The sequence below is a fragment of the Alteromonas sp. 5NS40-0096 genome (genome assembly GCF_057544385.1).
Window position 1 is genome coordinate 218799 of record NZ_BAAJLQ010000004.1, and the last position, 26666, is coordinate 245464.

The following is a 26666-nucleotide window of genomic DNA, read 5'->3' on the forward strand; positions in this document are numbered from 1 at the left end:
TGACAGCAATCAATTCAACGATATTGTCATTCAGATTTTCTGCCCGGACCAACCATTCGATGTGACCTACGCCGCCCACAATTAAAATAAGACAGGGGCTCCGGCTAAAACCTTCGATCCAACTTTCCAACTGTAGTTTACAGATGACACTTGTAGACGTTAATTATAGTTAGAAACGAAAAGGGGCAGGTAACTGCCCCATTTTCGTTTAGGTTTAATATCGACTGCCAAATATCACGTTTGAGACTAACCCAAATATTACAATCATTTTTAACTCCTGACAGAGCCCGCTTTTTACTTATCTATTTGTACACATGTGGATTTATCGGAAAATACTGCTCTCTCGTGGACAGGATTATGCCTTGAACGATGAGACTCGTGAGCATTGCAATAAATACACTATTAAGGTCAAACACTTTGGCTGCGATAATGATTAAGATAAATATCTGGAAGATGCAAAATGATATAGAAAGGTAATTCAACTTACTTCTGCGTCGGTCTTCATACTCAGACGGAGTCGCAAAATTATCGGTTTTTTTGCCATAAAGCGCCGATAAAATCATCGCTGACATCACGATAAACATAAAGACATTAAGCCATCTTAGTTTTTCTATATTAGAAACAATGTCGGAGTTTTGGATCGAACCGTTCACCATATTTGCGATAATCAAGCAGATTACGAATAGGATGACCGACACGCTCGAAAAAGCCGCAAAAATCGTGTTTTTCTCCCCTTCGCCCAAAGTGGCGTGTCTTATTTTTTCGGGGTAGCGCGCCTTCATTGCTTGGCTGTTTTTGGTGCACCAATACCCTGACAACAAGAGCGGCAAAACTTGGATACCAGCAACCATTATCATACTCCGACTGAGTGTCACAGTATCAAACCGAAAAACTAGTGATAATGTTAGTACTATCAACCCGATAAAAGCCGCAAAATAATCGAGTCGTTTGCGATGTGACAAGCGCTTTAGTTCTTCACTTTCAGGTCGCACGTATAAATTGGGGAAGTGAGATTGTGGATAGTTAGCAAACAGTTGCGTTCGATTTGCCCGCCATTGAAGGGAAACATAAATAGAAATTGAAAACAGTTGGATGAAAAACAACACAACGACCGCTATATGCAAATAATCAATTTTCATTTTATATCGCCTAGTCTTTCATCAGTTCGTTGAATGCGATTCTGATCTCCGAGTCTGTTAGCCCTGTCGAACGCAGCGATTGTATGGTTTCTTGCAGCGTTTCTCGGGCTAATTTACTCAGGTCAATTTCACAGTATTGTTTAGCATTTTCATTGATGAACGTCCCTCTGTAGCCTTTCCCAATGATGATTTGGTCCCTTTCCAATAGTTTGTAAGCCTTGGAAACCGTATTGGGGTTGATGCCAAGATCTTTCGCTAATCTTCGGATAGAAGGAATGGCACTGCCTTCTTGCAGCGCATTACTGCAAACGCCGGTTTTTATTTGTTCGATCAATTGCGTAAATATTGGAACGTCACTTTCGATATCGATCTCGATATCCATTGGGTCTGCCTTTCAACGAGTTTTACACACAGTATATCAAATCCTTTGAGTTGTACCACTTGATTTAATAGTACATGTGATCTATATTTTTAATGTACCACTTGAATTAATAGTACAACTGTACTTAGTAGGAGATTAAAATGAAATGTAAAAGCACGTCTAAGTCTGACTTGTTACATTCGGCGATATGGGCCATTGCATTAGTCGTTCTCGCGTTTATTACTGCCGAGCACGACTATGCCGATAAATTCTTTTTGCTGGCAGTGTTGGCATATGTTTCGACGCAAACTATCCAAAGTAGAAGGAGCTGTAGATTAAAGCCAAATTTGGTTAACCAAGAAGGATCATCCGAATGATTACTCAGTTCAGAAAGATCGGTTTGACCGTGCTGAGTGTGATTCTGTTGTTGAGCGCTAAAGCACATTCTAGTGAAGATATTGTTGGTTCATGGTCCGGCAGTTTGAAAGCTGGCGTGCAAGAATTCCCGCTAATTTTTCATGTAAAGCTAGAAAAAGGTGAGTTAACAGCAACACTCGATAGCCCAGCACAAGGTGCAAAAAACATCCCTGTTAGCGAGGTAGCCTACGACGACGGAAATATCCGTTTTGAAGTCTCAGCGGCTCAAGCGGTATATGTAGGTACGTATTCTGCCGATAGCGCAAAAATGGAAGGTGTATGGAAACAAGGCCCAAATGAACTACCTTTGGTTTTAACCAAATCCAAAACTAGTCAATCTCAAACGGCAATTTCACGCCCACAAAATCCAACTAAACCCTATGCATACGACGAAGAGTTTGTCGCTTTTAAGAATCATAAAGCCGGAATTAGGTTAGCTGGAACGCTAACACTTCCGACTGGAGCCCAACGTGTACCGGCGGTAGTGATGATTACTGGCTCAGGGCCACAAGATCGTGACCAAACATTCATGGGCCACAAAACATTTTGGGTGCTGGCTGATTACTTAACTCAAAGAGGTATTGCTGTTCTCAGGTTTGACGATAGAGGCATTGGTGGTTCAGAGGGAAATTTTGCTCAAGCCACCAGTCTGGACTTCGCTGATGATGCAAATGCAGCCGTAAACTTTTTATTGTCACATCCTCGTATTGACCCTAACGCCGTTGGCCTCATCGGGCACAGCGAAGGTGGGTTGATTGCACCAATAGCCGCGAGTCAAAACAAAAATGTTAACTTTATTGTCTCCCTCGCGGGGCCTGGTTTAATTGGTGACGACATCGCAGTTCAGCAAATTTATGATTCTCTCCGTTTCGCTGGATTGAGTGAAGAAAGCGCACGTGCTGGCAGCCAAATTACTAAGAGTTTAAACCAAACTGTTTTGCAAAATAATAGTGAAACAGAGCTAGCCGACTCGCTACAGACAACCTATCAGCGAGTCTGGGCGTCTCTGCCAGAAAGTGCCCAACAAGACCTAGTAGCGATAGGTGGTGGGACGTTGTCGAGTGCGAGGGTCGAACAACTTAGCTCACCATGGACCAAATACTTTCTACAGCACAACCCTAGCGATTACCTCTCTAAATTAACTATTCCTGTGCTTGCCCTGCACGGTGAAAAGGATACTCAGTTAGAGGCCTCGGCTAATTTGGCTGTGTATGAAAAGCTACTGAAAGGCAAACATCCGATGAATCGCATTGAGCGCTTTCCGTCACTGAACCATCTTTTCCAACCTGCAAAAACAGGCCTAATGACGGAATACGTTTCTATTGAAACGACGTTTTCTCCCCATGTTATGGACGTTATTGCGCGTTGGGTAAAGCGAGTTAATCGTTAGCTTTTGTGACAGTAGGAATATAAAGCATGCATGAAATTGAAAGCATTATTCACACATGTGACAAGGCGATTATCGACGAAGACTTTGATGCGTTAATGGCGTATTACACTGAAGACGCAGTTTTAGTTGTCACGCCGAATCAGGAGGTCAAAGGCAAAGTCGCCATTAAAAAGGCGTTTCAGAAAATAGCGGACTACTTTCAGAATGGATTGAGTGTTACCCAAAAAGGCATGCATATTATTGAAACGGAAGAGACGGCTTTAGTACTGGCAAAAACCGTCGTTATGGCACCAAACCGTGGGAATGAAATGAGGAATGCAACCTACGTTTTTAAAAAAGTGAAAGACAAATGGTATTGCTGTGTAGACAACTCATACGGACATGACTGTATTATTAACTGAACGTGTAGCCGGCATTTCTGCCGGCTTTTTTATTATTGGTTTTGAGCTGGCGCTTGTTCAGCGATGTGGTACCAATGATCTTGAATAAACACGATTTTGTTATCTTTAAATTTAAAAATGGCTAAACGTGTTGGGCTTGAGTTGAAGTCGGCGTCATCGCGATTGCGATATCGGCTCACAAATTCTACCGCGGCTGTCTGGTAACCATGAATGATTGAAATCACCTGGGTATTTGACGCAACCGTATCATCGTAACGGCCTAAATCCATCTGACGCAGAAATGCTTTTCGCCAAATATCCTTGTCAAACTTCGCCTCATATTCTTCGTGAAGATAGGTAACATCGTCATGCAGAACTGCCAGAAAATCTTCGACATTTTCGGGAGTTGAATCCTGAATAACTGCCTGATTTATCTTTGCATAATAGTCGTTGATCAGTGCAGACTGACATTGATCATTACAATGTGTATTGGCCATCGCTTGTGTGGTCGAAGCGAGAAGTAATAGCGTCGCAAACCTTTTCATATCCCCTCCTTTAACAAAGCATTATTTTAACGGATCGCGTCATTTTTTAACATTGAAGTGCGATGAGTGGCAGATATATAGGATTGTCTTAACTTACTGAAATTAAAATGTTATTTTCTTTTATCTTGCGCTTTTTTTAGCGTATTCAATGCGGGCTAACTGTGACGATTTCGACCAAAGATATTGAGGTTCTTAACAGCAAAAATACCACAGTGGAACGTTAGAAAATAAGATACAACAGGTTACCCAGTTAGTCATTCGCCATTTGTATTGGGAATAATTATGTGAGTAGCTATAGTTATTGGTGATGTGCAATCTGCGTAAAATGCGCTTTGTGTTTATCGCCGGAGTAAAAAACGGGTCATTTTTGTGCTCAGTTTACTTACTACCGCAATCTTATGTGCAAGCTTGAAAACCTGTCTACGATTGTGCTTTTAACATTTTTTGTATTTGTACTATGGCCGCTTTGTCTTGCCGTATTCTTTGTTCAAAAGCACGTTTTTTCTCTTCTAGCGCGTTTTTAAACTCAGGGCACAAGTGGCCCAGTTCTCCATACCTTTGAAGCCCTTGTTGAATTTCTTTCAGAGAAAATCCGATGGCCTTACCCTGTGTAATAAACTGCAACGCCTTCAAATGATCGTGCGTGTAGATTCTATAACCATTGGCACTGCGACGTGGCGCAGCCAATAGCCCAATATCCTCATAGTATCGGATGGTATCTCTGGGTAATCCGGATTTTTTTTCGAACTCACGAATTTTCATAAAGTATAGATTGACTGTTGAGTTACTCCACACTTTAGCATAGTCAAAAAAGGAGTACTTATGAAGATTACACAGATTAGAAACGCTACAATTGTGATTGAATTCGCACACGGAAAAATGATTGTCGACCCTATGCTGGCGAGACAATCTAAATTACCAAAACTTCGATATTTCAAAAGTGACAAACGAAACCCTTTGGTTGATTTACCCACGTGTTTTTCGCGTATTGCTGAAGAAATTGATTTCGCTTTGATCACACATTGTCAAAAAGGCCATTTTGACCATCTAGATAGAGCTGGAGTTCGCTGGTTAGCCCAACGGCAAATCCCTACGTTTTGTACCTCCAGAGACAACGGCTACTTACAGAAGAAACAGATTGAGACAAAGGTACTGGCCGATAAGCACAATGCATTTTTTGACGGCAGCATTCAGCTGATCCCTGCGACACATAACAGAGGTTGGCTCACTCCTTTCATGGAACACGGCACGGGCTACTATATTGCACTTCGGGATGAGCCAAGTGTTTACTTAATGGGGGATACGGTGCTAACCGATGCGATTCGGAGTTTTATTCGCGAAAAGCAACCTGATTATATTGTCGCCCCAACGGGTAAAGCGCAATTTGATATAGGCGCACCTTTGCTACTCGATGAAAGTGAAATTTTGGAGCTATCTGAACTGAGTACTGGAATTATCATTTGCAACCATATGGAGGCTCTGGACCACTGCAGAATTAGTCGCAGCGACCTAAGGTGTTTGCTCGATAACTCTGGTGTGGCACATAGATACCGCATTCCCCATGACGGTGAAACGATGGAACTATCACTCAGCCAATTGGCATTAGAGTAACCACTGTTTCACACCAATCATGACAGCATAAATCAGTGCTTGGTGAATAAAGTAAAAACTCAGTGAATGCTGCCCCAACCAGATGATGGGACGCATCCAACGTGAAGGATGGCGGCGTTGCTGAGTTTGGTCGATATAGGTGCCAAAACTCAGCCCAATGAGGAATACCCCAAACCATGGGGTGAGAGGCACATAATCCATTGATCTTGGGCGTTCACTCATCATTCCCGTGATGTATAGCCAGCTCTCCGGCCATAATCCAGGTTTCCCCATCCATTGATAGAAGGCAATGATGACAATACCGACGATAAGGTTAAACATTGGGTAGCGGTAACAAAGTGGTGCTAGCAGGATGGTCAGGGTAAAGAAATGAAGTACTCCAAATCGCACAAAATTTCCCGGCATGGCAATGTATGTGGAAGCCGTGATGAGTAGTGCCAATGCACCGAGTTTTAGTACTCTTCTTGTTAGCCGTGGCCAACGTATCCCCTTTTTAGTACTCAGAATAAACGCCATTCCGGAAACGAATATAAAAGTACTGAGGCCAGTGGTCTGCCATACCTTCCAAAACAGCATTTTGTTGTAGGCGACATCAGTAAAACCATAGCTATGAAGGTTATACACCACATGAAATATCGGCATGCTAAGGCAAGCGATACCTCTTACCAAATCAACCCACCATACACGCGTTGTTGATGTCATTGTCTATGTCCTTTGGCAAGGCTGCTAAAACACCTTGCTTTGCTTTTCACTGCTGCCTATCCCACACATTAACGCTTTTTGCGTGACCTTGAAAAGAATGCATTTTTTTAACTTATACTAAGAGACGGATTATCTTAGTTTGTAGCGTGTGGGCTGGGAAATTTAGACCGTCACATTGATATTGAACAAAGATAAATAGCTAATAAGAACTGATCTTAACCTCGACGAAATACAGAGTAACGAATATGAAAATTCACGGTAGTTGGAAGCTTTCGGTTGTCTGCAACGATACCATGTTAGTAAGAGTGTTCGGAGCCTGGAACAAAGAGGCGTCAGAGGCCTTTGCCGACGAGTTCAAACAAACTTCCCGCCCTCTAATCGATAAACCTTGGGCACTTGTTGTATGCATGCAATACGGTGAACTCGTAGTACCAGAAGCGATAAGCGTACTTGAAGCATTAAACCAGTGGGCAATTAATAACAATTGTCGCCGTGAGGCCAACGTCGTTAAGTATCAAATTCACAATCACCTAATCGATCATACTCGTGGGAATGATGTGAATGAGTATGTTCAGCGTTCGTTTACCGAAATGGCGGAAGCTATCAGTTACTTAAAATCACAGGGGTTTGCAGATTCTCTCAGTGTCTCGCATGCCGAGCAGGCATTGGCTGAATAGCTGCCACTGCCCTTATTCTTTATCTGAGTGACTGAGTTCACAACCTACCTTTGTCCCATCGATGAAAAAATATACTAGTATTTAGTTAACACTAGTGCTATCTTATTACTAGTGATAACTAAACACTAGTGTCGATGAGTAAGAAAAATAACGATGTTAATGAAGCAGACGTACTTGACCAACAGGTAAAGAAGTTTCAGAAAGAGCTAAATTCTGGGACCGTTGCTTTGATGTTGCTATCGGTGATCGGGCAATCCACGTCGCCTATGTATGGCTATGAGATCGCCAAAGCCTTACAACAGGATAACGATGGCAAACAAGGTGCTATTTACCCCGTATTGCGAAATCTGCATAGCAAAGGCCTCCTCGATTGCGAAGTGAAATTGTCAGAGAGCGGGCCACCGCGAAAATACTTTAGCATCTCGGTATTGGGCAAAAAGGTGTTAGAGCAGTGGCTATCAACATGGCGAGCAACCCAAGCGCAAGTTAACAACATTTTAGGTCTGAGTGAACACGATGAATAAACCATATGAAGACATTCAGCTCTATCTCGATGAGCTGAAAACCGCTTTGCTAGGGCAACCTGCTGGGCTCGTACAAGATGCATTGTACGATGCCGAAAGTCATTTTATCGACGCTTTAGCGAATGGTGAACAAGCGAATATGAGACAGTTGATTGATGAATTTGGTAGTCCTCAAGAGATCGCTACACAGTACATCCAGTTTGAGAAAGACTCTCAACGTTTTCTAAACGGTACACCATCGAAGTCGCCATTGTTCAATGGCTTTTTTGAACCGTTGTCTTGTTTTCAAGATTACAAATCACTGAGTTATTTTTTCATCGCTTTTCCGCTCAGTGTCGTTTATTTCGGCTGGCTAATGCTATTTGGCTTACCTGCGCTTATGTTGTCTATATTAGTGGTTGGTTTGCCGTTTCTTGCTTTGTTTTTAAAAACGCAGCCATACCTTGCACTCTTCGAAGGCCAGCTTATCAATACGCTGCTAAGCACTCGAATGCCCAGAAGACCAAACCGAGTAGCGCAATTAGATGGAACTGGTTCTCGCTTATGGCAGAAGATTTTGGGTACATTAACGTCTGCTCAAGGGTGGCGAGTGATTGTTTACAGTGCCGTCCAATTGCCTTTAAGCGCCACTTATTTCGCAGCTGTTTGCATAGTGTTTATCGGTTCGCTGGCGCTAATAGTGACTCCTGTACTTGATCCCATTATTCATGCATTTGTGCCCCACGCTGCGATTGATATCGATTGGTATTGGTTTCCAGTAACTACGATAGTTGGTGCCATTGGCCTGACTCTGTCTTTACACATAGCAAGGCTACTGACTACTTTCCATTCCAGTATCGCCAGTTACTTACTAATTCGGCGCTAAAAACATGTTGATGGGTTAATTGGCTATTACGTCAATTAACCCTTGCCGCTGGTCAATACAGGCGAGTGGTTTTCTGCTAACGCTATTATTCCCAATAGAGGTATTACTATGGCTTCATCAAGTCGTACTTTTGTCGTGCTCGAAATTCTATTTTTCGTTGTTTTTGCTCTTGCAAGTAAGTCTATTGTGTTGCTTTGGACGCCGAAATACGCAGGCCCTATTACCCTAATTTTTACACTGGTAGTGTTGACACTATATCTACGTCGGCAAGGTAAATCTTGGGCACAATATGGTCTCAAACCACTCATCGGAATCAAACCTAAGTTGTTGGTGATACCGCAGGCCGTCCTTGTCTTTATCAGTTTCGCAATTGCCGTCAGTAGCGTAATGGCAATTGCTGAACACTTTCAGATTAGCGCGCTACTCGAAGTCTCGGAGGGCGTAGAGGCGCGGTTTGGGGAAGTGCGTGACAATTTACCAAAGTTACTCATGTGGTTAGCGATAATTTGGGTATCCGCTGCTTTTGGTGAAGAAATGTTTTTCCGTGGCTATCTCGTCACAAGGCTGCAAGAAGCATTACCTAGCTCTCGCCTTGCTTCGATTATTGCGGTCATTATACCTGCTTTGATCTTTGGTTATGGACACTATCACTACCAAGGTATTAGAGGCTTAGTGATGACTGGCTTAATCGGTGTTGCTTTCGGTATTTCTTATCTCGCACTAAAGAAAAATCTATGGCCGGTTATCTTTGTGCACGGAATGATTGACTCACTCGGGTTCATTGGCCTTTACTTAGGTACTGACTAAACTGACGAGTTACTTATTGGATAAGTATTGTTGTATCGCTTGCCAATCTGGGTATGTGGGGGAGCCGAAATGAAGGAGCTCCCCATTAAATTTATCTTGCCCGTGGCCTTCGGTGCGATCATCTATTAGAAAGTCGCCTTTCAGGAGAGACTTATCCGGGCTGATGATCAATCGTTCGGTAAACTCTAACCCCAAATATTTCTCGACCCAAACTCGTTTTTCCGTGTATGACATTGGGTTGTAGATGGAGGGGGCGGTCAATATATAAGGCTTGAGTACTGGGGACGTTAACAACCAGTTCATGGTATCAAGCGCGCCTTCGATAGGCGCTAAATTAGCATAAAACCCATATTGTGACTGTGGGAAAGCAACACTCGGTGTGGCACTTAATGCTCGATTGAATGCATGAGTGTAATCGCATAACACATCGTCCATGTCTACATAGATGATCATAGTATGGTTCACAGGCTGAGGTTGCGTTCAAAATTTACAATGTCGATTCCCGGTTTTACTTTGTATAGCTGCGCAAGCCTGCCACCAGACTTCACTTTTTCATCGAGAGTTTCGAGCATACCCGAGGCTTCTATTCTTCGTATTAAACTCTTTCGCTGAATACTTTTACCAATGATAGATTCGATAACGGTCTTGAGTTGTCCAACGGTAAAGTGTTCGGGTAAACAGTACACGGGAATCATTGAATAAAGTGCTTTTTGTCTCAATCGCTCTATTGCCAATTCGACAATATGTTTGTGATCAAATGCTACTGCTAGAGAAGCTAAGTCCTCAATTTTAACCCATTGAGCGTCCTCAACAGTTTCTATGTGAGGTGAAGCATGCTGCTCGGCGACCAACGCATAATACACCAGTGTTACGCTAAACCCTCGCGGGTCACGGTTTAATCCAGATAGTGTTTGAAGCTGCTCTAAATACTGAGGATTAACACTGGTTTTTTCTTTTAGCTTTCTTCGCGCTGTCATATCTGTTGTGTCATCGTGCTCGATGTCAACAAACCCGCCAGGGAGGCCCCATCTACCTTTGAATGGTTCGTTCGCTCGTTTAACCATGAGTACTTTTAGCGAGTTTTTTTCAACGGTGAAGAGTACGCTATCGACGGTAAACAGAGGGTTCTTAAAATCATTAATATTGTATGCAGCTGTCATATCGGAATTTTCGTTAGTGTCTCTACGACACATTACACGATTGATAACAAAGTTTCTATTTTAAAAGCACCAAGGCATTTTGAAATTATTTGTGTCTTTATGACATAAAGTTGTTGAAATTGTATTTTTTGCTTGATATCTTATTTGTGTCTCAGGGACACAAATAGGGGTTTGCAATGAAAGTATTTAGCTATGATGAATCAGGAAAGCGAAAATCTATCGGTTTTGATTGCTTTCAGTTTGCTGGTGGTGAGGAGCATATTCGTTTTGAATCGTTTCAAGCTTCTGGCCTAGAAAAGTGCGAAATTGTCGTTCGGATCACTAACTCCTCGGCCCTGATTCGCTTGCTACTTGCCGTTGATGCATTGAAACAAATGACAGAAGAGCGTGTTCCAATAGAGCTCGTCATGCCATATTTTCCGTATGCCAGACAAGATCGAGTGTGTGTGATTGGTGAGGCGTTTGGCGCAAAGGTGATGGCGGAATTAATTAACCGCATGCAGTTAGAAAAGGTCACAATCTGGGACGCACACAGTGACGTCTCTCCTGCTCTGATCAATCGAGTGCACAACGTGGCGCAATCAGAATTGATTGCCAAAATTGATGACTTGCGCGCACACCTATCATCGGGTGAGTTGTTATTGGTTTCTCCGGATGCCGGTGCAAGTAAAAAAACGATGGCAATTGCCAAACATTTTGAGGGCGTGCCACAAGTCGTTCAAGCACAAAAAATCAGATGTCCAAAAACAGGTGAAATCCTAGAAACCAAAATTCTTGGCAATGTTTCAGGTAAAAGGGTGCTGATAGCAGATGATATTTGCGACGGCGGAAGGACCTTCATCGAATTGGCAAAGGTACTCAAGCAGCAAGGCGTAGATCAAGTTTACCTGTTTGTTACCCATGGCATATTTTCGAAAGGGATAGAGGTTTTTGAGGGCTTGATTGACAAGGTTTACACCACTGATTCCTTTAGGCCGAAAAGTCAGTATCCACAAACGAATATGCTGAATGTCTTAGAATTTTAAGGAGAGCACTATGACAATCGTTGCACCGACTATGCAAAAAGACGTCTATAAAGAGTTTCACGCCAGGGCGTACCACCCGGATGTGACGGAAGTGTACGCAAACTACACATCTAGGAGCGGAAAACTCAGCAACGTCGAAAACAATCAAAAGGTTGTATTCGTAGGCCTTCAGTATTTTATCAAAAGCTATCTACAAGAAGAGTGGTCATCTTTTTTCGCGGCAAGTAAAGCGGAAGCAGTCAGCAATCACAAGCGCATCATGAGCGCGATGCTGGGATACCCAGTTGATGTAAGGTATTTGGAAGATTTGCACGACTTGGGGTATCTGCCATTAAAAATAAAAGCGCTTCCTGAAGGGACGCTTGTGCCTTATCAAGTTCCGCCGCTAACTGTGGTGAATACAAAAGCCGGCTTCGAATGGTTAACGAATATGATTGAAACGGTTTTAAGTTGCGAAAACTGGCCGATTCAAACAAGTGCAACAACTTCTTTGGCTTATCTCAAAGTATTTAATGAGTTTGCTGCTAAGACAGGACTGCCAAAGGATTTGGTTCCGTTTCAAGGACATGACTTTAGTTTTAGAGGAATGTTTGGGAAAGAGGCTGCTGCCATGAGTGGTTTTGGACATTTGGCATCTGGGTTGGTTGGCACGGATACGATTCCTGCAGTGCTGTTTGCAGAAAAATACTATGGCGCTGATGTCGACAAGGAGCTAGTAGGCTGCTCTGTTGATGCAACCGAGCACTCGGTGACTTGTTCTTGGATCATGGAAGGTGAAGTCGAATTTTTTCAATACCTTATGACGGAACAATCGCCAACAGGAATTCTGAGTGTTGTTGCCGATACGTGGGATTTTTGGACACTAGTGACTGAATATTTACCGAAGCTAAAGCAAGAGGTGATGAGCCGCGATGGTACCTTGGTTATCCGGCCTGACTCAGGTGATCCGGTGAAAATCTTGACGGGTTACAAAGTCTCTCCCAATGACGATTACAGTAAGGCGTTTGTATCAATTGAGGATGCCGCAGCTGCTGCACTCGCTGACGGCTTTGAAGCATTTAAGTGGGAAGACCAATATGTGTCAGCCGAGACGGAGTCGTTAATGCGACTGATGCCGTGTGAAATCAAAGGATTGATTGAATGTTTATGGGATGTATTCGGCGGTAGTGTTACTGCAAAGGGGTACAAACTTCTCGATGACCGCATAGGTGCTATTTACGGAGATGCAATTACATTGGAACGCCAGAGGCAGATTTTACAGAGACTAATGGAGAAAGGTTTCGCCTCGAAAGTGGTATTGGGAATAGGCTCTTATAGCTATCAATACGTTACTCGAGATACCCATGGCTCGGCCGTCAAAGCAACGAGCGTAGTAAAAAATGGTGAAAGGGTTGCCATTTTCAAAGCACCCAAAACCGACAGCAAAAAGAAATCTGCCAAAGGGTTGCTAAAAGTTGAAATGCTCAACGGTGAGTTGGTATTAGCTGACGATGTCACTACACAGGAAGAACAGGAGGGGCTGTTAGAGGTGGTCTTTGAAAATGGTCAATTAGTCAAGGAGACCACTCTGCAAGAGATCAGAACTCTAATCGCTCAACAGATTTAATGAAAAAGGCAGCGACCTTGAGTCGAATACCATATGAATATTGGAAGTAATGCACAGTTAATCGCTAAGTTAGAAGAAGGGGAAAAAGTTAAATTTCTCTTCTTTTGGGGCCATCAAGAACGTGGTTTAGGAATAACGAAAAAGTGTCTGAGCCAATGGTATGAAAGCCCGTTCGAGAAGGATGGCATGCAATTTCTGACAGCTGAACATTACATGATGTTTCGCAAAGCTATGTTGTTTGGTGATGTCGCTGTTGCGGAAAAAGTGCTGCAAGCGAGAACTTCTGGTGAAGCCAAGCGCTTAGGTCGCGAGGTTCGCAATTTTGACCAAAAAACGTGGGTTGCGCATAGGTTTAATATCGTTGTTGAGGGCAATATGGCAAAGTTCTCTAGTACGCCTGACTTAAGGGACTTTTTAATAAACACAGGTAACAGAGTGTTAGTTGAAGCAAGTCCAGTTGATCGGATTTGGGGCATTGGCTTGGCTGAAGATTCGCTCGAAATAGAAAATCCATGCACTTGGGATGGACTCAATTTACTTGGTTATGCGCTTATGGAAGTGAGATCACAATTAATAAGGAATACACATGGACAAAATTATCAATAAAACATCCAAATATCTCAGTTTTGTGCTGCGTCATCGACCAGACTCGATTGGCTTGGCGCTAGATGAGTTTGGTTGGGCCAGTACCCATGAACTGATCGCTAAAACGAAAGACATTGAACTTAATGATGTGATACTGCAGCGGGTAGTTCAGACCAATGACAAGCAACGTTTCGCTCTATCTGAAGATGGCAAAAAAATAAGAGCTAACCAAGGACATTCGATTGACATAAATCTCGCATTGACGCCCGCCACTCCGCCGAAAATACTATTGCATGGAACTGCGGAACGCTTTGTTTCAAGTATTAAACAACAGGGGTTAGTTCGTAAAAACCGACATCACGTACATTTGAGCGCTTCCGAAGATGTCGCCATATCCGTCGGCAGCCGATATGGCCGACCAGTTGTATTGAAGATAGATAGCGAATCAATGGTCTCCGCGGGACATATTTTTTACCGTACGGCAAACCATGTTTGGCTCACAGAGAATGTACCCCCGCAGTTTATAGGTTTCCCCACCGAATAGTATAAGACGGGCAGGGAAACTCAGAATCGACTTACGCGTCAAAACTGTTGAAGGGTACGGGTAAGATTTCTTTGAGCAGATATTTCTTTTTGAGCCCATCTAGGTTGCCCAAGTAAATAGGCATTTCGGGGTCGTAAAATTCAGAGATGACTTGCAAGCACAGTGCGCATGGCGGCACAGGGTCTTCTTGATCGGCAACTACGATCAAATATTCCATATCTTGTTTGCCAATCGTAGCAACACCATTCCAAATCGCATTTCTCTCGGCACAGATTGTTGCGCCGTAGCTAGCATTTTCTACGTTGCACCCGACAAATACTTGCTCGGCATTTTTGAACTTAACAGCAGCACCTACTTTAAAACCGGAGTAGGGAGAATAAGAATTTTCTCTGGCAACGAGAGATTTTTGGTAAGCGGCCAGAATTTCAGGTTGTACTTGAATACTCAATGTATGCCTTCCAGGCTTTACGGTGTATCGGACCAGAAGCATAAACACCATTGAAAAACTATGCAACTGGTCAAGTTTTTGTTTGCGCTATAGTACTGTAAATAAATAAGATTTTTATTTATTGCAGGTCAGGTCCAAATTATATGAGTAGCATGGAAGGTGGGTTTTGTACTCTTTTCGTGCAAAGTTAAAAACCGTCAAAACAAGGCGTCCCAATAGTCATCCAGTATTTTGATACCGCTTTTTAGCGGACGTGCATAAAAAGCGCTGCCGTGCTTGTCGATCAACTTCATTGTAGTGAGCTTGCCCAACGCATCTTTGACATCAAAATCCAATACACAATGGTGTTGGTCTTTAAACCAATGCTCTATCACTTCATCGAGCTGAGCTTCGGTTAAGCCTTTCTCACTATGCTTAAGTAAAAACACATACGCTAATAGTGCCTCTTTGCAATCTTCTTCCTCTGCGGCGTCGAGCAGGGTGTGAAATACGCCCGCATTGTTGTCGAGGTTTTTAAAATAGAGGTTGTCAGATAGTGCCTTCATAAAACGAATCTTTCGATTCTTGAATTTTGTCCATTCTTTGAAGATAAAACTGCCAAATACGCCCATTCCAATTCCAAACGTGAGCAAGTGTTGGGTTGTGACTTCAACAGACTCTTTGCTCAGGCCAAGCCAGAATGCCAATAGTGAACCAAGTAAAACAATGGAGGCACCTAGCTTGGTTACAAGAACAACAATACCGCCAACCGCTGCTGAACCGCCGATGACCACTTTATCAATGGGCCTCATGCGAACTTCGCTATTGGGAAATAGCATTTCGAGATCGGCTTTGGGTACATTCTGAAAGAGTTTTACTGTGGTTGCACCCGGTGTGAATCCAACTGGTGTTTTACCTACCTTTTCAAAGTGTTCGGTATCTTTAAACGTAATATAGATGGCAACTCTGTTGTAGTTTGTGAAGTGAATCTGTTTTTTCTTCAGGCCAAAAAAACTGGTTAACGTTTCCGTTTGTTGGGTTTCACCTCTGCGATAAAACACAACGTCTTTGAAGTCATCGAACGATACCTCTAATCTCACTTTGAACAGTGATTCTTCTGTTAAGGCATCTTGTAAGTCTTCATCGGTGACTTTTTCAAAATTCGCGGCATCCAACAATTGCGAGAATGCATCGGCGAAACGCGTTTGGCTTTGTGCTTTTTCACTATCGGATAGTGTTGCTGTAAAGCGTGTGTCGCTATCAGGATCAAAGGGGGCATAGTTGTCTTTAAGCGTTTCTAGCTGTTGGTGATAGTCGAAGTGAATTCGATTTACCAATAATGCACACAACGTATCGAAATCATGCATTGCTTCAGCCGGCAACGTGTCTCTGCACATCTTGATGATGTCGCTTTTTCGATAAGGAATAAACCGTTCAAGTACCATAGCCTTTCTACTCAAATCTGACTGATAACTACCATACGCTAACACAACTAATCCGAAAGTAGAGTTAAACCAAAGGATTAGACTGATCAAATTGTAATCTCTAGGAGGCTGATATAGCATCTTACGCATCAAAAACGGAGCTTACTGATACTATGCAGTCTAAACAACGCGGTTTTACCCTCATTGAACTTATTATTGTCATTGTTATTTTGGGCGTACTGGCCGTAGTTGCCGCTCCAAGATTCATTGATATTACGAGCGACGCACGAGTCGCTGCATTGCAAAATTTAGCAGGGCAAATGCGTTCAACCGTCGATCTAGTGCAAGCCAAGGCACGAGTGCGCGGTATTCGACCTGTGGCGACCAATCCAGGTGGCCTACAGTCAGACTATCAAGTCGATTTCGGCTTTGGGACTGTCGAAATCGATTTTCGAAACCTATGCCCGGAAAGTGAGGGTGAATCAGGTGACCAACTCACATTTCCCGACTTTCTTGATTTAGGTGGCGAGTTTGGTGAAGCGGCAAATCAAAGAACCAGCAACCAATTTACCGCAGTGGGTTACGTATTGCCTGCAAGTGGCTTTTCTACGACAGAGGGGTGTTACGTGCTTTACGATTCGTTTGGCACTCCAGACTGTACCATTCAAGTTGTTGATACTGACTGCTAATCGCCTGAGTCAAACGGCAAATAACGATACCCAGCACCGTAAACAGACTGTACAAAGTCGTGGGTGCTGGTGAGTTGTTTTAACCTTTTCCTTAAATTTCGAATATGGCTATCCACAGTTCGGTCTGAAACGACTCTGTAGTCTTGATAAATGTTGTTGAGAATAAAGTCTCTGGAGTAAATGTTCCCAGGCTTGCTTTTAAGCAAGCTGATCAAAGCAAATTCGATGGCAGTTAGGTCAATCGTAACATCGTTAAATGAGACTTTAAGCTTTTCGGCATCAAGTGATAGGCTGTCTTGTGTGGTATGGACTTTTTCTGTTCGACGTAAATGTACGTGCACGCGCATCGCCAGTTCCATTGCGCTAAAAGGCTTACACACATAGTCATCCGCACCCAAATCAAACCCGATAAGTCGATCGGCCTCTTCCACTTTTGCCGTCACCATAATAATCGGAATGTCTGTGAACTCACGCAGTGCTTTGCAGATATCCGTTCCCTCTTTGCCCGGCAACATGAGGTCTAAAATGACGATATCAGGCTGATGGTGTCGCACAAAATCTTCGACGTCTAAACCATTATCGATATGGGTAGCTTTAAAGCCTTCCTTGCGCATAAATCTGCACAACATATCCGCCATATCGTGTTCATCTTCGACGATCAGTACATGCTTAGTCATGGATTTTTCCCTTTTGCGTCAGGGGTAGCCTGATGGAAATTCTCATGCCGCCAAGTGTACTTTGTTTTGCGCGAATTGTACCCTTGTGGGCTTCAACTAAGCTTTTACAAATGGTTAAGCCGAGGCCGCTACCACCGAGTTTTCTGCTTCGTGATTTATCCGCTCTGTACAAGCGCTCAAAAACCTGATCGAGTTGGTCGTTATTTAACCCTGGTTCACTATCAAATAATTGCAGCCGCAATTCGCTACTATTCATGTAGACTGAAAGTTGAATTTGACCAGGCGCATCTGTGTAGCGACAGCTGTTAGACAATAGATTGTTGAGTACTTGTTTTACCCGCGATGCATCGAATTCGCATGTGGCACCGTCTTCAATTTCAATATCGAAACTAAACAACAATCCCGCTTGATTGGCCGCTGACGAGGCATTGAAACACCATTGTTCGAAAAATGGTTTGATCTCTACTGGTTCAATCATCAAGCCTAGTTCTCCAGCATCGGCTTGTGCGAGCTGAGAAATATCGCTAATCAGCAGATTGATACTGGCTAATTTGTCGTGAAGTAGCGCATAGGTTTGCTTTGGATCGTCTACTAAATCGTATTCGAGACCTTCTAACTGGAGTTTCAAAACCGAAAGAGGGGTTCGTAACTCATGGGAGATATCCGAGAACAAACGCGTTTTTCGTTCGGCATTGTCTTGAAGTAGTTTGGCACGAAGCGCCAACATCTTGCGTTTTTGCATGCCCAGATAAATGACTACAAACAGGACAAGGGCAACCAACATTGATACTAATATGACCTGTTTTCTTGACGCTTGTGCGGTAATAATCTCAATGGATTTTAGGTTGTTTTGCTGCTCCAGTTCGACGATCTTTTTTTCTTTTTCCGTTGCTTTATACAGGATTTCGAACTGCGCTAAACGGCTTTGCTGATTCAGCTTTTCTTGCTCGCGATATTTTTCGTTTTGTAGGGCTAACAGATTCGCACTCTCTTGCCAAAGCGCTTGCTTCTGTTTAACTGCGATGAGTTTATTCAGTAGCTTCATCGCATTGTCAGACACATCGCCAGATTCGATTTTCGTTACTATTGGCGACAACAAGTCTGCCGCCAGATCTAACCTGTTATGTGCAATTTGATACTGTGCTCGCGCCAGAGTTAGCTCCGCTGTAGCGGCCTGTGGAAAGCGAGCTACACTGTCTTTGTGGTACTGTGTTGCCAACGGTAGATCTTGTTGAGCAAGTGCAATTTCTATCAACTTGCCGTAGAACCTTTCTTCGGAAATGGTGATATCAAACGCCTTTGCCCTCACCAGTGCTCCAATTACCAATTCAGACGCTTTATCGTATTGTTGTGTTTCGATGTACAAATCTGATAAGCGCGTATTGATAGAATTTAAAATACCGGGGTAAGACTCTCCATCAATGAGTTTTAGCGCTTTGGATATGACTTCTTCCGCGGTCTTGTAGTCCCCAGTGATGCGATATATCTCTCCGATGCTAGCCATGGTATTCGCGGCATTTGCAGTAGTATTGGGGTTGTCGGTTTGTGTTTGGTATATGGCCAGAGCTTCTTGATAGTGCTTTAGTGCCTTTCCATAGTCATAGGTGCGAAGATTAATCCTCCCCATGTTATTCAATGCACTACCCATTCCATCGATATGATTTAAGTTTTGGTAAGTCTCGAATAACGCTTGGTAGGCTTTTTCCGCGAGAATAAATTGTTTTGCGTTGGCGTAACCCACTGCTTGATTAAATTGAATACTCGCCAATGCCTTGGCATCACCGAGCTTTTTTGCCGCCACCAAGCCGCGATCTATTAGTTGTTTCGCTTCATTGTATTGTGCACTTCGCTGATACGCTCTGGGCAGGTAAATCAGCAGTTGGGTTTCTAGTGTTAAATCGGGAAACTCGTCCAGCAATGACAATGCTTCTTCGCCATAGAGTTTGGCGTCCTCCGCGCACTTTCTCCAACAAGTCTCGACCAATTGCACGAGTAAACGAGTACGCTCTGCGCTATTGCTACCCACTGCGTTTAGTGCTGCAACTCTCTGTGCTTTTGATGCCAGTGCAGGCCCCTTCTCTTGCGCCACACCAAAGGGAGATACGAGTAAAACTAATAACAAAACAAGACAAAGTGGATTGAGTTTTGACATCTCTTTCTTTTCTGATAAACACAAACAGTTTAACGCTCAGTGTAGTGCATTACTCGCAAGAGAATGTGCAGATACTGAGGAATCTCTATGTGTTTTAACCCATAAGTTAGTAGATTGATAGGCTTTGTACTGAACGTAAGGGTAAACCCGTTTTACACTGAAGCATGCATTGTTCGAGCACAAGGCTATGATTGATTTCAATACGGCAAGCTTGTATGTTCGAGCACATCAATGAAGGGAAAAAGCGCTAAGTATAATAGCGAAAACCCAAAGCACTATCCGCCAGGAGACAGAACTCAATGACAAAACGATATTTGCGAACCGCCGCTTCTGTGGTGGCAACGGCCGTTTTTGCTGCCAATGTGTCGGCCGATAACGCCATGACTTATCAAGACGTATTCGACTTAGAATACGCAGCCAATCCTGTTGTGATGCCAGATGGTAAGCATGTCGTTTACGAAAGACGCAGTATGAATATCATGAGTGACAGTATGCGCCGCAATCTTTGGACAGTATCACTCGATGGCGAACAAAACATGCCACTGCTGTCTGATAGCAAGAATCACTACAGCCCTGTGTTCTCCCGTGACGGCAGAAAAATGGCTTACCTATCTAGTAAAGAAGGCAAAGTACAAATTTATGTGCGTGATATGGCTTCTGGAAATACGGCAAGGGTAACGGATGTAGCAATGAGCCCAAGTGGGCTGAGCTTCTCGCCAGATGGTAAACAATTGGCTTTCGCAATGTTTACTCCGACAAAGACGAAACCCATGTTTAGTTTGGGATTTAAACCCAAGGGAGCGAAATGGGCTGACAATCCTCAAGTGATTGAGCAGACCTTGTTTCAACGTGATGGCGCAGGCATGAAACGCCCGGGCAACATGCAAGTTTACGTTGTCCCCACTATTGGAGGGACTCCGAGACAAATTACTCAAGGTGCACATGACCATGCTGGTAGCCTAGCTTGGACCAATGACAGTAAGCGCCTGATCGTCTCTGCAAATACCCGTGAAGATGCTGACTTTGACGTATTTAATAGCGACCTGTTTTCGATTGATATCAATACCAAAAATGTCACAAAGCTCACCGATATGAGTGGGCCAGAAGGTAGTCCAAAGGTGAGCCCTAACGGCAAAAAAGTCGCCTTCGTTGGGTTTGAAGATAATGGGAAATCGAATCAAATCGGTGAGCTTTATATTATGGACCCTGATGGTTCTGATATCCAACGTCTCACTCCGGATTTAGACCGCTCTGTGGGCGGAGTGCGCTGGGCGGCAAACAGCAAAGGGCTTTATTTTAGCTATGATAACAATGGTCAAAAAAATGTTGGCTACGTCAGTCTATCGGGCAAAGTGAGCAATAAAACTGATGATTTAGGCGGTACTACACTTGGACGTCCTTACACGTCTGGTGATTTTGATGTTACGCCTTCAGGTGATGTGGTATTTACCGAGTCTCTCGGCAACCGACCGGCAGATTTAGCTGTGGTAAGTAAACGCGGTAAAGTGACGCGTCTTACTGACCTTAACGGCGATATTTTTGACCATAAAACACTGAATAAGCCTGAGCTTATGACAGTAAAAAGCAGTGTTGACGGTCGAGAACTACAGGCTTGGATTGTCACGCCGCCTGATTTCGATCCTGCCAAAAAGTACCCTTTGATTTTAGAGATTCACGGTGGTCCTCATACCGCTTACGGCCCTAACTTTTCCGCGGAGGTACAACTGTTCGCCGCCGCAGGTTACGTTGTGGTGTACGGTAATCCGCGGGGTTCAACATCTCAAGGTGCAGAGTTTGCTAACCTCATCGATAAAAATTACCCGTCTCAAGACTACAACGACCTAATGGATATGGTCGATGGTGTCATTGCTAAAGGTTACGTAGATGATAGCGAGTTGTTTGTTACAGGTGGTTCAGGTGGCGGTGTGTTGACGGCGTGGATTATTGGTAATACTGACCGTTTTAAAGCGGCGGTGGTAGCCAAACCCGTTATTAACTGGACCAGTATGATAGGCACGTCTGATATTTACACCTTTATGTCACGTTATTGGTTTACGGATGTACCATGGAACGATTACGAGCAATATTGGAAGCGTTCGCCGCTATCTCTCGTTGGCAACGTTAAAACACCAACTATGGTACTAACTGGTGAGCTAGACGTAAGAACACCAATGAGCGAAAGCGAACAATATTATGGCGCGCTGCGTTTAGAAGGTGTTGAGAGTGCTTTGGTACGCATGCAAGGTGCGTATCATACGATTGCCGCGAAGCCATCGAATTTAGCTCGAAAAGTAGGGCATATCTTGGCGTGGTTCGACAAATACAAAGAGGACAGTACTGCGAAAGAAAAGCAGTAAACTTCAAGAGCGTGCGCGCTAATAGTCAGTGTGCGCAGACTCTCACTTCGAAAAACGCCCGACATTGACGGGCGTTTTGTTTTTTTGAGGCACAATCAAAGCAGCCAGCTTATCGCTTAATTCTTTTTCGTACCGCTCTGGCATGCAGCGCAGATGGAATGATGACCATTAACGCGATGATGGCTAATACCCATTGGTAAGTTGCGCCAAGAGTGGTCAAATTCGTGAGCTCACCAGCGTAATCACTATTCACATGGTGAGCAAATGCGACAGGACCAATAGCCGCTTCCCAAGCGGCCGAAAACCCATTGCTAAATGCACTTTCCCAGCCCAATGCCGACAGCGCTGCATACGCTTTGTAAGCAATGGCTGAGGTGCCGAATGCGATAACGCCAATGGCCACGGCGCCAGTACTGAAAATGCCAATGCCGACGCTACCTATTGTAATTATGCCCACCGATACAATGCCTACACTGACAGGCGCGACGGCTACACCACCCCATGCAACAAGTAACCCGTAAGCATGGCTGCCTCCCGCAATCCAGCCATATGCGGGTGGTTCGTTTGGCTCTAAGCTACCCAGTTGAATATGGACTAAAGGTACACCAAACAGTGTGAGTTTGGTCTTGATATCCCGTCGGTTTGAGCCAACTTGATCTATCTCTCCAGAAAAAGCCTCGGGTTGGAAAATTCTCTCCATACCCCTGATTTCACGGGTTTTATTGAATAGTTTGACGACCAAAGCAAAATACGTAGCGACAAATACTAGGACCAGTGTATGCGCTGCAATAGATAAGCTAAGGTGAAGCGACTCGTTTGTATCGGCAACAAGTTTTAAACTAAACAAGCCTCCAACAAATACAATTGCGGTACCGATAAACGCCACTACAGAGCGTATTACGTGTTGCCTCTCACGCTGGGTTCGAGATTGATCGAGGCTTGCTTGTAAACCGAAAAATGCACTGATTAACCCAGAAATCGACGCCATAAATGTCACTAGCGTAGCAAACTTGAAAGCACTGCCCGTTTTTATCGCACTGCCACCTATGGCTGCTGCTTTTGCAGGCGCCGGGATAACGTTGATCGCCAGTAGTACTGCACTCGTAAAACCTGCGCCAGGCTTGCTTTTGGCCAACGCGTCTTCGACGTAATCCGCCAAGGCTTGTTTGAGTAACTTTCGCCCTCGTGATAATCGTTGCTTGGTCGCTTCTTCGGTTAAATCGAGTTCCATAGCGACGCGAGAAACCGACTGTTGTTCACGATAGAAAAGTATCAATGGCTCGCGATAATTTGCATCGAGGTTTTTAATCGCTTGCCACATCAGTTTTTGTTGTTGGTCATCAATTAACTTTTCATCGTTTTTCGGTGAAGTATCACAAACTGTTGTTTCCAAACTCTCGTCAGTGTCGAGAAGAGATGCGTCTGTTGAGCGGCGTCTGTGATGGCTAATTTTAAATCGCAGTATTCCGCACAGCCATGCTTTGAGCTTTGCAGGCTCATGTAGCGATTCCAGTTTGCGCCACGCCTCAACAAACGTTTCTTGAGCTATGTCTTCGGCGTATTTGAGATCACCAAGCGAGGAATACGCCAACGAGCACAATAGGTTTTGATAGCGTGTCACAATATGGCAGAACGCGTCACGACTCCCGCCAAGAGAGTGCATGACGAGTTCAGCATCTCCTGCGCTGGCGAAGCGAGCTTTTCGATTGAACATAAAAATTTTTGCCTTTCAGTCTGTGTAATGAGTATGTGCCTTATCGCTGCGAAAAGGTGACAAATTTAAAAAATTATTTTCTTTTCATTTTTCTTGTCACCTTTTTTTATCGGCAGACCACTTGTTGAGTAAGACGCCATTTTAGGCAGCTCACTCAACTTGAATACGTGGAGACAAAAATGACTTTACCTCTTAATACCTCGATTTTTGCAGCGGTGCTTTTGATTACCGCCAGTCAAACTGTCAAGGCTGATATCCCCTCTGTTGTAGACAGTTTCGACCATCAATCAGAAAACAACTTTGGTGTCGCCAGGCAACTGTTGACGGACCAAATGGCTGGCGGTGCGACATCTGCCACAGCCTCATTCAACGAGGGGATAATGCGAGTCTCTGGTGATATTTCCCCTGCTAGGGGACAACCCGGTTGGGCTAGCACGGTATTGGTTCTCGAGCCGAAAGGGGCACCTCAGAACCTGAGTCAATACGAAGGGGTAGCACTGACTATCCGAATCAATCAGGGCGCTTTATCTGTATCAGCCAATAGTACAGATGTGACCAACTTTGACTACCACGCTTCACTCGTTATGGCTCCCAGTGACGGCCTGTTTCACACCATAAAATTACCATTTAACGATATGCGCCGTACTTGGTCCCAGCAAACAGACTTGAATACCGAGACTATTCAAAGTCTGAGTATTGTTGCGTTTGGCCTTCAAGCTGGGCCTTTTGACTTCGAGCTTGACCAAGTCAGTTTTTACTAAAAGGGCAATACAATGACTGTTCAGAGAATGCACGATATAGACGTAATACGCACCATCGCGGTTATGATGGGTATTGTCTTTCATGGCGCTTTGTCTTTTATGCCGTCGTTTATTGGCTGGGCAGTGATGGATGTATCGACTTCGAGCGCGATACCGGCATTAGTTGTGATTAGCCACTCTTTTAGAATGCCGCTTTTCTTTACGCTCGCTGGCTTTTTTACCACCCTTGCCTTGAGGCATTGTTCGATATGGAATTTGGCAAAAAGTCGACTCATTCGGCTCGGCATTCCCTTTATATTAGGTTGGCTACTACTCAGGCCACTGTTAGTTGCCGGCTGGATTGCCGGCAGTCAAGATATGCAGGGAGAGATTAACTTCGCATCAGTCTGGCAAGGCACTCTGGCAACCTTCGAACAATTACCACAAGGCTTGTTCACCGGCACACATTTGTGGTTTTTGTATTACTTACTATTGGTCACAGCGATTATGCTCGTCGTCTATTCAGTGGCTAAGCCGTTGTTGTCTGTAAAGACGCAAAAGCGTGCAAATTGGCATCTTGCGGCGACAAGACTGAGCGTCGTAGCGATGACTACTGTTTGTATGTGGTTTATGTCGAGTTGGAGTATCGATACGCCTGATAAATCACTCTTACCCCAGCTACCAGTATTAGCGTTGTACGGGATTTGCTTTGCCATTGGTGCGTTGCTCTGTCAATGCAACGCACTTTTCACTGAGCTGACACGCTTATCTTGGTATTCGTTAACAACAATGTGTTTTGCCATTACCGCTTGCTTGTATTTAGCGAATTTCGAACGTCAATTTGGCCACCCGTATTACGCCGTTATCAAGCTCGGTTACGCGCTAGCCTATGCCGTTACTATGTGGTCAATCATTGCCAATCTGATAGGCTTTTGTCGTCGTTTTTTTGCAAAGCCAAATGCCATCTCTCGCTATCTAGCGGACGCTGCATATAGCGTGTATTTGTTGCATTTACCTGTGGTGATTTTTGTCCAGATTGGCGTTTCCGAGCTCGATTTTTCATGGTGGATAAAGTTACCACTAGTCTTTGTTGTGAGTTTGTTTGTCTCATTAGGCTTGTACGATGTGCTAGTTCGGGCAACATGGTTTGGTAGGTTACTCAACGGTAAGGTTAATCGCAGTATTGTCTTAGCGTTTGTGATGCAAGGAAGGCAACGAGGTAGTGATGAAAGCAAGCGGATTGCATGAAGAAAAAATCAACAAAAATCATTGGTTTGTTTTTGTATGTTTGTACTTACTTACATTAGTGAGTCAAATTTTATTTCCCTTTTATCACGCCGTGCAGCTTGGCGAAAATTATTTGCCTCAGCTGTTGCCCAGCGTCGCTTTTCTATCGATTTTGAGTCTGCCTTCCATAGCGATTGGTCTAATGTTAGGGCCCAAAATAGGAATTGGTATCGTTAATGCAAAAGCCGCAGATAAGGCGTTTTTCGGACTGACGTTTGCTCTAGTAACTGGCGTGTGCTTGGGTGGTTTACTGTTGTTGTTACGGGTTTGGTTAAGCCCTTATCTACCGGAAGAATTGCCAGATTATGGTTTTCGCGGTGTCATTGGTGGCGTGCTAGTGTCTTTAGGTGCGGCAGTCGGCGAAGAAGTTTGGTTTCGTTTTGGCTTACTGACATTAGTATTGTTCCTCATCCAAAAGTGGCGAAATCAGACGCTTTCCCATTTTTCCGTTTGGGCTGTGTTTGTGACAGTTGCGGTTTTGTTTGGAGCAGCTCATCTGCCACAACTCGTGTCTTACGGGGCGGGCAGCAGTTTTGCAATCGGCGCGACGATAGCTGGTAATATGGTGGTAAGTCTTTTATTTAGCTGGTGTTTTTGGCGTTACGGTTTAGCGTCAGCCATACTAGCCCACTTCAGTGTTGATATCGTTTTACATTCTTTATCCGCCATCGCTTAGCTCGAAATAAAAACAAATTAAGTGTAAATTTTTTGTTGAATCTTCAATTTTGTTTGTCTATTATGCGCTCGCTCAATCGTTGAGCGATTACTTTTTCGTCAATCCACTAACTGTAAAGGAGTAGAAAACATGATGTATTCGAAGCAACCCTTTGCAGGTCATTTCCGCTAAGTAGCAGGAAGCTA

29 protein-coding genes are annotated in these 26666 nt (G+C 43.9%); 17 read left to right on the forward strand and 12 right to left on the reverse strand.

Going from position 1 to position 26666, the window contains the following annotated elements; genetic code table 11:
• Positions 1-302: 302 nt before the first annotated feature.
• Both AC27G9_RS13570 and AC27G9_RS13575 read right to left on the reverse strand, forming a co-directional pair.
• Entirely contained in the window at positions 303-1139 is an 837-nt protein-coding gene (locus tag AC27G9_RS13570) for a hypothetical protein (protein WP_487074968.1), read from the reverse strand.
• A gap of 10 nt (positions 1140-1149) precedes the next feature.
• A complete protein-coding gene (locus AC27G9_RS13575) occupies positions 1150-1521 on the reverse strand; it encodes a GntR family transcriptional regulator (RefSeq protein WP_487074969.1) in 372 nt (123 codons plus the stop codon).
• A gap of 140 nt (positions 1522-1661) precedes the next feature.
• Between AC27G9_RS13575 and AC27G9_RS13580 the strand changes: the two genes are divergently transcribed.
• Genes AC27G9_RS13580 through AC27G9_RS13590 form a run of 3 tightly spaced genes read left to right on the forward strand, consistent with a single transcriptional unit; the run spans position 1662 to position 3708 of the window.
• Complete coding sequence (locus tag AC27G9_RS13580) at positions 1662-1877, forward strand: hypothetical protein (RefSeq protein ID WP_487074970.1); 216 nt, start codon at positions 1662-1664, stop codon at positions 1875-1877.
• Positions 1874-3307, forward strand: coding sequence for an alpha/beta hydrolase family protein (locus AC27G9_RS13585; protein ID WP_487074971.1), 1434 nt, complete (start codon positions 1874-1876; stop codon positions 3305-3307). The genes AC27G9_RS13580 and AC27G9_RS13585 overlap by 4 nt, the downstream gene beginning before the upstream one ends.
• A 26-nt stretch (positions 3308-3333) precedes the next feature.
• A complete protein-coding gene (locus AC27G9_RS13590) occupies positions 3334-3708 on the forward strand; it encodes a YybH family protein (RefSeq protein ID WP_487074972.1) in 375 nt (124 codons plus the stop codon).
• Positions 3709-3740: 32 nt separating this feature from the next.
• Here the strand turns inward: AC27G9_RS13590 and AC27G9_RS13595 are convergent, their stop codons facing one another.
• Entirely contained in the window at positions 3741-4232 is a 492-nt protein-coding gene (locus AC27G9_RS13595) for a nuclear transport factor 2-like protein (RefSeq protein ID WP_487074973.1), read from the reverse strand.
• Between the two features lie 420 nt (positions 4233-4652).
• The gene (locus AC27G9_RS13600; protein WP_487074974.1) at positions 4653-4994 is read right to left on the reverse strand and encodes a MerR family transcriptional regulator; all 342 of its coding nucleotides are present in this window, start codon (positions 4992-4994) and stop codon (positions 4653-4655) included.
• Between the two features lie 60 nt (positions 4995-5054).
• Here AC27G9_RS13600 and AC27G9_RS13605 point away from each other — a divergent pair, with 60 nt between their 5' ends.
• Positions 5055-5843: an MBL fold metallo-hydrolase gene (locus tag AC27G9_RS13605; protein WP_487074975.1), complete on the forward strand. Its 789-nt coding sequence runs from the start codon at positions 5055-5057 to the stop codon at positions 5841-5843.
• Here the strand turns inward: AC27G9_RS13605 and AC27G9_RS13610 are convergent.
• Positions 5835-6545 carry a heparan-alpha-glucosaminide N-acetyltransferase gene (locus tag AC27G9_RS13610; RefSeq protein ID WP_487074976.1) on the reverse strand — a complete coding sequence of 237 codons (711 nt, stop codon included), beginning with the start codon at positions 6543-6545 and terminating at the stop codon, positions 5835-5837. The two genes, AC27G9_RS13605 and AC27G9_RS13610, sit on opposite strands and share 9 nt — an antisense overlap.
• A gap of 245 nt (positions 6546-6790) precedes the next feature.
• Here AC27G9_RS13610 and AC27G9_RS13615 point away from each other — a divergent pair, with 245 nt between their 5' ends.
• The 4 genes from AC27G9_RS13615 (at position 6791) to AC27G9_RS13630 (ending at position 9418) form a co-directional block, all read left to right on the forward strand.
• Positions 6791-7222, forward strand: coding sequence for a hypothetical protein (locus tag AC27G9_RS13615; protein WP_487074977.1), 432 nt, complete (start codon positions 6791-6793; stop codon positions 7220-7222).
• A gap of 134 nt (positions 7223-7356) precedes the next feature.
• Positions 7357-7746 carry a PadR family transcriptional regulator gene (locus AC27G9_RS13620; protein WP_487074978.1) on the forward strand — a complete coding sequence of 130 codons (390 nt, stop codon included), beginning with the start codon at positions 7357-7359 and terminating at the stop codon, positions 7744-7746.
• A complete protein-coding gene (locus AC27G9_RS13625; protein WP_487074979.1) occupies positions 7739-8611 on the forward strand; it encodes a sensor domain-containing protein in 873 nt (290 codons plus the stop codon). Before AC27G9_RS13620 ends, AC27G9_RS13625 begins: the two co-directional genes overlap by 8 nt.
• Before the next feature lie 108 nt (positions 8612-8719).
• Entirely contained in the window at positions 8720-9418 is a 699-nt protein-coding gene (locus tag AC27G9_RS13630) for a CPBP family intramembrane glutamic endopeptidase (protein WP_487074980.1), read from the forward strand.
• Between the two features lie 9 nt (positions 9419-9427).
• On the opposite strand, the gene AC27G9_RS13635 is transcribed toward AC27G9_RS13630, so the two are convergent.
• Complete coding sequence (locus AC27G9_RS13635) at positions 9428-9871, reverse strand: 5' nucleotidase, NT5C type (RefSeq protein WP_487074981.1); 444 nt, start codon at positions 9869-9871, stop codon at positions 9428-9430.
• Positions 9872-9879: 8 nt separating this feature from the next.
• The gene (locus AC27G9_RS13640) at positions 9880-10578 is read right to left on the reverse strand and encodes an NUDIX hydrolase (protein ID WP_487074982.1); all 699 of its coding nucleotides are present in this window, start codon (positions 10576-10578) and stop codon (positions 9880-9882) included.
• A 176-nt stretch (positions 10579-10754) separates the two neighbouring features.
• Here AC27G9_RS13640 and prs point away from each other — a divergent pair, with 176 nt between their 5' ends.
• The 4 genes from prs to AC27G9_RS13660 are packed head-to-tail and all read left to right on the forward strand — an operon-like array spanning position 10755 to position 14338.
• Positions 10755-11603: a ribose-phosphate diphosphokinase gene (gene prs, locus AC27G9_RS13645; protein WP_487074983.1), complete on the forward strand. Its 849-nt coding sequence runs from the start codon at positions 10755-10757 to the stop codon at positions 11601-11603.
• Positions 11604-11613: 10 nt separating this feature from the next.
• Positions 11614-13209 carry a nicotinate phosphoribosyltransferase gene (locus tag AC27G9_RS13650; protein ID WP_487074984.1) on the forward strand — a complete coding sequence of 532 codons (1596 nt, stop codon included), beginning with the start codon at positions 11614-11616 and terminating at the stop codon, positions 13207-13209.
• A gap of 33 nt (positions 13210-13242) precedes the next feature.
• Positions 13243-13815 carry a riboflavin biosynthesis intermediates N-glycosidase gene (gene ybiA, locus AC27G9_RS13655; RefSeq protein WP_487074985.1) on the forward strand — a complete coding sequence of 191 codons (573 nt, stop codon included), beginning with the start codon at positions 13243-13245 and terminating at the stop codon, positions 13813-13815.
• A complete protein-coding gene (locus tag AC27G9_RS13660) occupies positions 13796-14338 on the forward strand; it encodes an RNA 2'-phosphotransferase (protein WP_487074986.1) in 543 nt (180 codons plus the stop codon). Before ybiA ends, AC27G9_RS13660 begins: the two co-directional genes overlap by 20 nt.
• Before the next feature lie 31 nt (positions 14339-14369).
• On the opposite strand, the gene cdd is transcribed toward AC27G9_RS13660, so the two are convergent.
• Together cdd and AC27G9_RS13670 are read right to left on the reverse strand one after the other, a co-directional pair.
• On the reverse strand, positions 14370-14786 hold the full coding sequence (cdd, locus tag AC27G9_RS13665; protein ID WP_487074987.1) for a cytidine deaminase: 417 nt from the start codon (positions 14784-14786) through the stop codon (positions 14370-14372).
• A 197-nt stretch (positions 14787-14983) separates the two neighbouring features.
• Positions 14984-16210, reverse strand: a complete 1227-nt coding sequence (locus AC27G9_RS13670; RefSeq protein ID WP_487075246.1) for a TMEM143 family protein — start codon at positions 16208-16210, stop codon at positions 14984-14986.
• A 152-nt stretch (positions 16211-16362) separates the two neighbouring features.
• Here AC27G9_RS13670 and AC27G9_RS13675 point away from each other — a divergent pair, with 152 nt between their 5' ends.
• Positions 16363-16878 (forward strand): prepilin-type N-terminal cleavage/methylation domain-containing protein, encoded by a 516-nt coding sequence (locus AC27G9_RS13675; protein ID WP_487074988.1) that lies wholly within the window; start codon positions 16363-16365, stop codon positions 16876-16878.
• Here the strand turns inward: AC27G9_RS13675 and AC27G9_RS13680 are convergent.
• Positions 16875-17555: a response regulator gene (locus tag AC27G9_RS13680; protein WP_487074989.1), complete on the reverse strand. Its 681-nt coding sequence runs from the start codon at positions 17553-17555 to the stop codon at positions 16875-16877. The two genes, AC27G9_RS13675 and AC27G9_RS13680, sit on opposite strands and share 4 nt — an antisense overlap.
• On the reverse strand, positions 17548-19707 hold the full coding sequence (locus tag AC27G9_RS13685) for an ATP-binding protein (protein WP_487074990.1): 2160 nt from the start codon (positions 19705-19707) through the stop codon (positions 17548-17550). Before AC27G9_RS13685 ends, AC27G9_RS13680 begins: the two co-directional genes overlap by 8 nt.
• A gap of 299 nt (positions 19708-20006) precedes the next feature.
• On the opposite strand from AC27G9_RS13685, the gene AC27G9_RS13690 reads away from it, so the two are divergent.
• Complete coding sequence (locus tag AC27G9_RS13690; RefSeq protein ID WP_487074991.1) at positions 20007-22064, forward strand: S9 family peptidase; 2058 nt, start codon at positions 20007-20009, stop codon at positions 22062-22064.
• A gap of 109 nt (positions 22065-22173) precedes the next feature.
• Here AC27G9_RS13690 and AC27G9_RS13695 read toward each other — a convergent pair whose 3' ends face one another.
• On the reverse strand, positions 22174-23778 hold the full coding sequence (locus tag AC27G9_RS13695) for an RNA polymerase sigma factor (protein ID WP_487074992.1): 1605 nt from the start codon (positions 23776-23778) through the stop codon (positions 22174-22176).
• Between the two features lie 179 nt (positions 23779-23957).
• On the opposite strand from AC27G9_RS13695, the gene AC27G9_RS13700 reads away from it, so the two are divergent.
• From AC27G9_RS13700 to AC27G9_RS13710, 3 genes are read left to right on the forward strand one after another with little or no spacing between them, the layout of a single operon-like run.
• Entirely contained in the window at positions 23958-24539 is a 582-nt protein-coding gene (locus AC27G9_RS13700) for a CIA30 family protein (protein ID WP_487074993.1), read from the forward strand.
• A gap of 12 nt (positions 24540-24551) precedes the next feature.
• Entirely contained in the window at positions 24552-25766 is a 1215-nt protein-coding gene (locus AC27G9_RS13705) for an acyltransferase family protein (RefSeq protein ID WP_487074994.1), read from the forward strand.
• Positions 25744-26481, forward strand: a complete 738-nt coding sequence (locus AC27G9_RS13710; RefSeq protein ID WP_487074995.1) for a CPBP family intramembrane glutamic endopeptidase — start codon at positions 25744-25746, stop codon at positions 26479-26481. Before AC27G9_RS13705 ends, AC27G9_RS13710 begins: the two co-directional genes overlap by 23 nt.
• Positions 26482-26666: the final 185 nt, after the last annotated feature.

Coding starts and splice junctions, on each gene's coding strand:
- AC27G9_RS13685 (WP_487074990.1), bottom strand. CDS start 19,707: ATGTCAAAACTCAATCCACTTTGTCTTGTTTTGTTATTAGTTTTACTC.
- AC27G9_RS13635 (WP_487074981.1), bottom strand. CDS start 9,871: ATGATCATCTATGTAGACATGGACGATGTGTTATGCGATTACACTCAT.
- AC27G9_RS13600 (WP_487074974.1), bottom strand. CDS start 4,994: ATGAAAATTCGTGAGTTCGAAAAAAAATCCGGATTACCCAGAGATACC.
- AC27G9_RS13690 (WP_487074991.1), top strand. CDS start 20,007: ATGACAAAACGATATTTGCGAACCGCCGCTTCTGTGGTGGCAACGGCC.
- AC27G9_RS13585 (WP_487074971.1), top strand. CDS start 1,874: ATGATTACTCAGTTCAGAAAGATCGGTTTGACCGTGCTGAGTGTGATT.
- AC27G9_RS13670 (WP_487075246.1), bottom strand. CDS start 16,210: ATGGTACTTGAACGGTTTATTCCTTATCGAAAAAGCGACATCATCAAG.
- AC27G9_RS13630 (WP_487074980.1), top strand. CDS start 8,720: ATGGCTTCATCAAGTCGTACTTTTGTCGTGCTCGAAATTCTATTTTTC.
- AC27G9_RS13640 (WP_487074982.1), bottom strand. CDS start 10,578: ATGACAGCTGCATACAATATTAATGATTTTAAGAACCCTCTGTTTACC.
- AC27G9_RS13595 (WP_487074973.1), bottom strand. CDS start 4,232: ATGAAAAGGTTTGCGACGCTATTACTTCTCGCTTCGACCACACAAGCG.
- AC27G9_RS13620 (WP_487074978.1), top strand. CDS start 7,357: ATGAGTAAGAAAAATAACGATGTTAATGAAGCAGACGTACTTGACCAA.
- AC27G9_RS13590 (WP_487074972.1), top strand. CDS start 3,334: ATGCATGAAATTGAAAGCATTATTCACACATGTGACAAGGCGATTATC.
- prs (WP_487074983.1), top strand. CDS start 10,755: ATGAAAGTATTTAGCTATGATGAATCAGGAAAGCGAAAATCTATCGGT.
- AC27G9_RS13650 (WP_487074984.1), top strand. CDS start 11,614: ATGACAATCGTTGCACCGACTATGCAAAAAGACGTCTATAAAGAGTTT.
- AC27G9_RS13575 (WP_487074969.1), bottom strand. CDS start 1,521: ATGGATATCGAGATCGATATCGAAAGTGACGTTCCAATATTTACGCAA.
- AC27G9_RS13570 (WP_487074968.1), bottom strand. CDS start 1,139: ATGAAAATTGATTATTTGCATATAGCGGTCGTTGTGTTGTTTTTCATC.
- AC27G9_RS13580 (WP_487074970.1), top strand. CDS start 1,662: ATGAAATGTAAAAGCACGTCTAAGTCTGACTTGTTACATTCGGCGATA.
- AC27G9_RS13695 (WP_487074992.1), bottom strand. CDS start 23,778: ATGTTCAATCGAAAAGCTCGCTTCGCCAGCGCAGGAGATGCTGAACTC.
- AC27G9_RS13660 (WP_487074986.1), top strand. CDS start 13,796: ATGGACAAAATTATCAATAAAACATCCAAATATCTCAGTTTTGTGCTG.
- ybiA (WP_487074985.1), top strand. CDS start 13,243: ATGAATATTGGAAGTAATGCACAGTTAATCGCTAAGTTAGAAGAAGGG.
- AC27G9_RS13710 (WP_487074995.1), top strand. CDS start 25,744: ATGAAAGCAAGCGGATTGCATGAAGAAAAAATCAACAAAAATCATTGG.
- AC27G9_RS13680 (WP_487074989.1), bottom strand. CDS start 17,555: ATGACTAAGCATGTACTGATCGTCGAAGATGAACACGATATGGCGGAT.
- AC27G9_RS13605 (WP_487074975.1), top strand. CDS start 5,055: ATGAAGATTACACAGATTAGAAACGCTACAATTGTGATTGAATTCGCA.
- AC27G9_RS13700 (WP_487074993.1), top strand. CDS start 23,958: ATGACTTTACCTCTTAATACCTCGATTTTTGCAGCGGTGCTTTTGATT.
- AC27G9_RS13610 (WP_487074976.1), bottom strand. CDS start 6,545: ATGACATCAACAACGCGTGTATGGTGGGTTGATTTGGTAAGAGGTATC.
- AC27G9_RS13705 (WP_487074994.1), top strand. CDS start 24,552: ATGACTGTTCAGAGAATGCACGATATAGACGTAATACGCACCATCGCG.
- AC27G9_RS13625 (WP_487074979.1), top strand. CDS start 7,739: ATGAATAAACCATATGAAGACATTCAGCTCTATCTCGATGAGCTGAAA.
- AC27G9_RS13615 (WP_487074977.1), top strand. CDS start 6,791: ATGAAAATTCACGGTAGTTGGAAGCTTTCGGTTGTCTGCAACGATACC.
- AC27G9_RS13675 (WP_487074988.1), top strand. CDS start 16,363: ATGCAGTCTAAACAACGCGGTTTTACCCTCATTGAACTTATTATTGTC.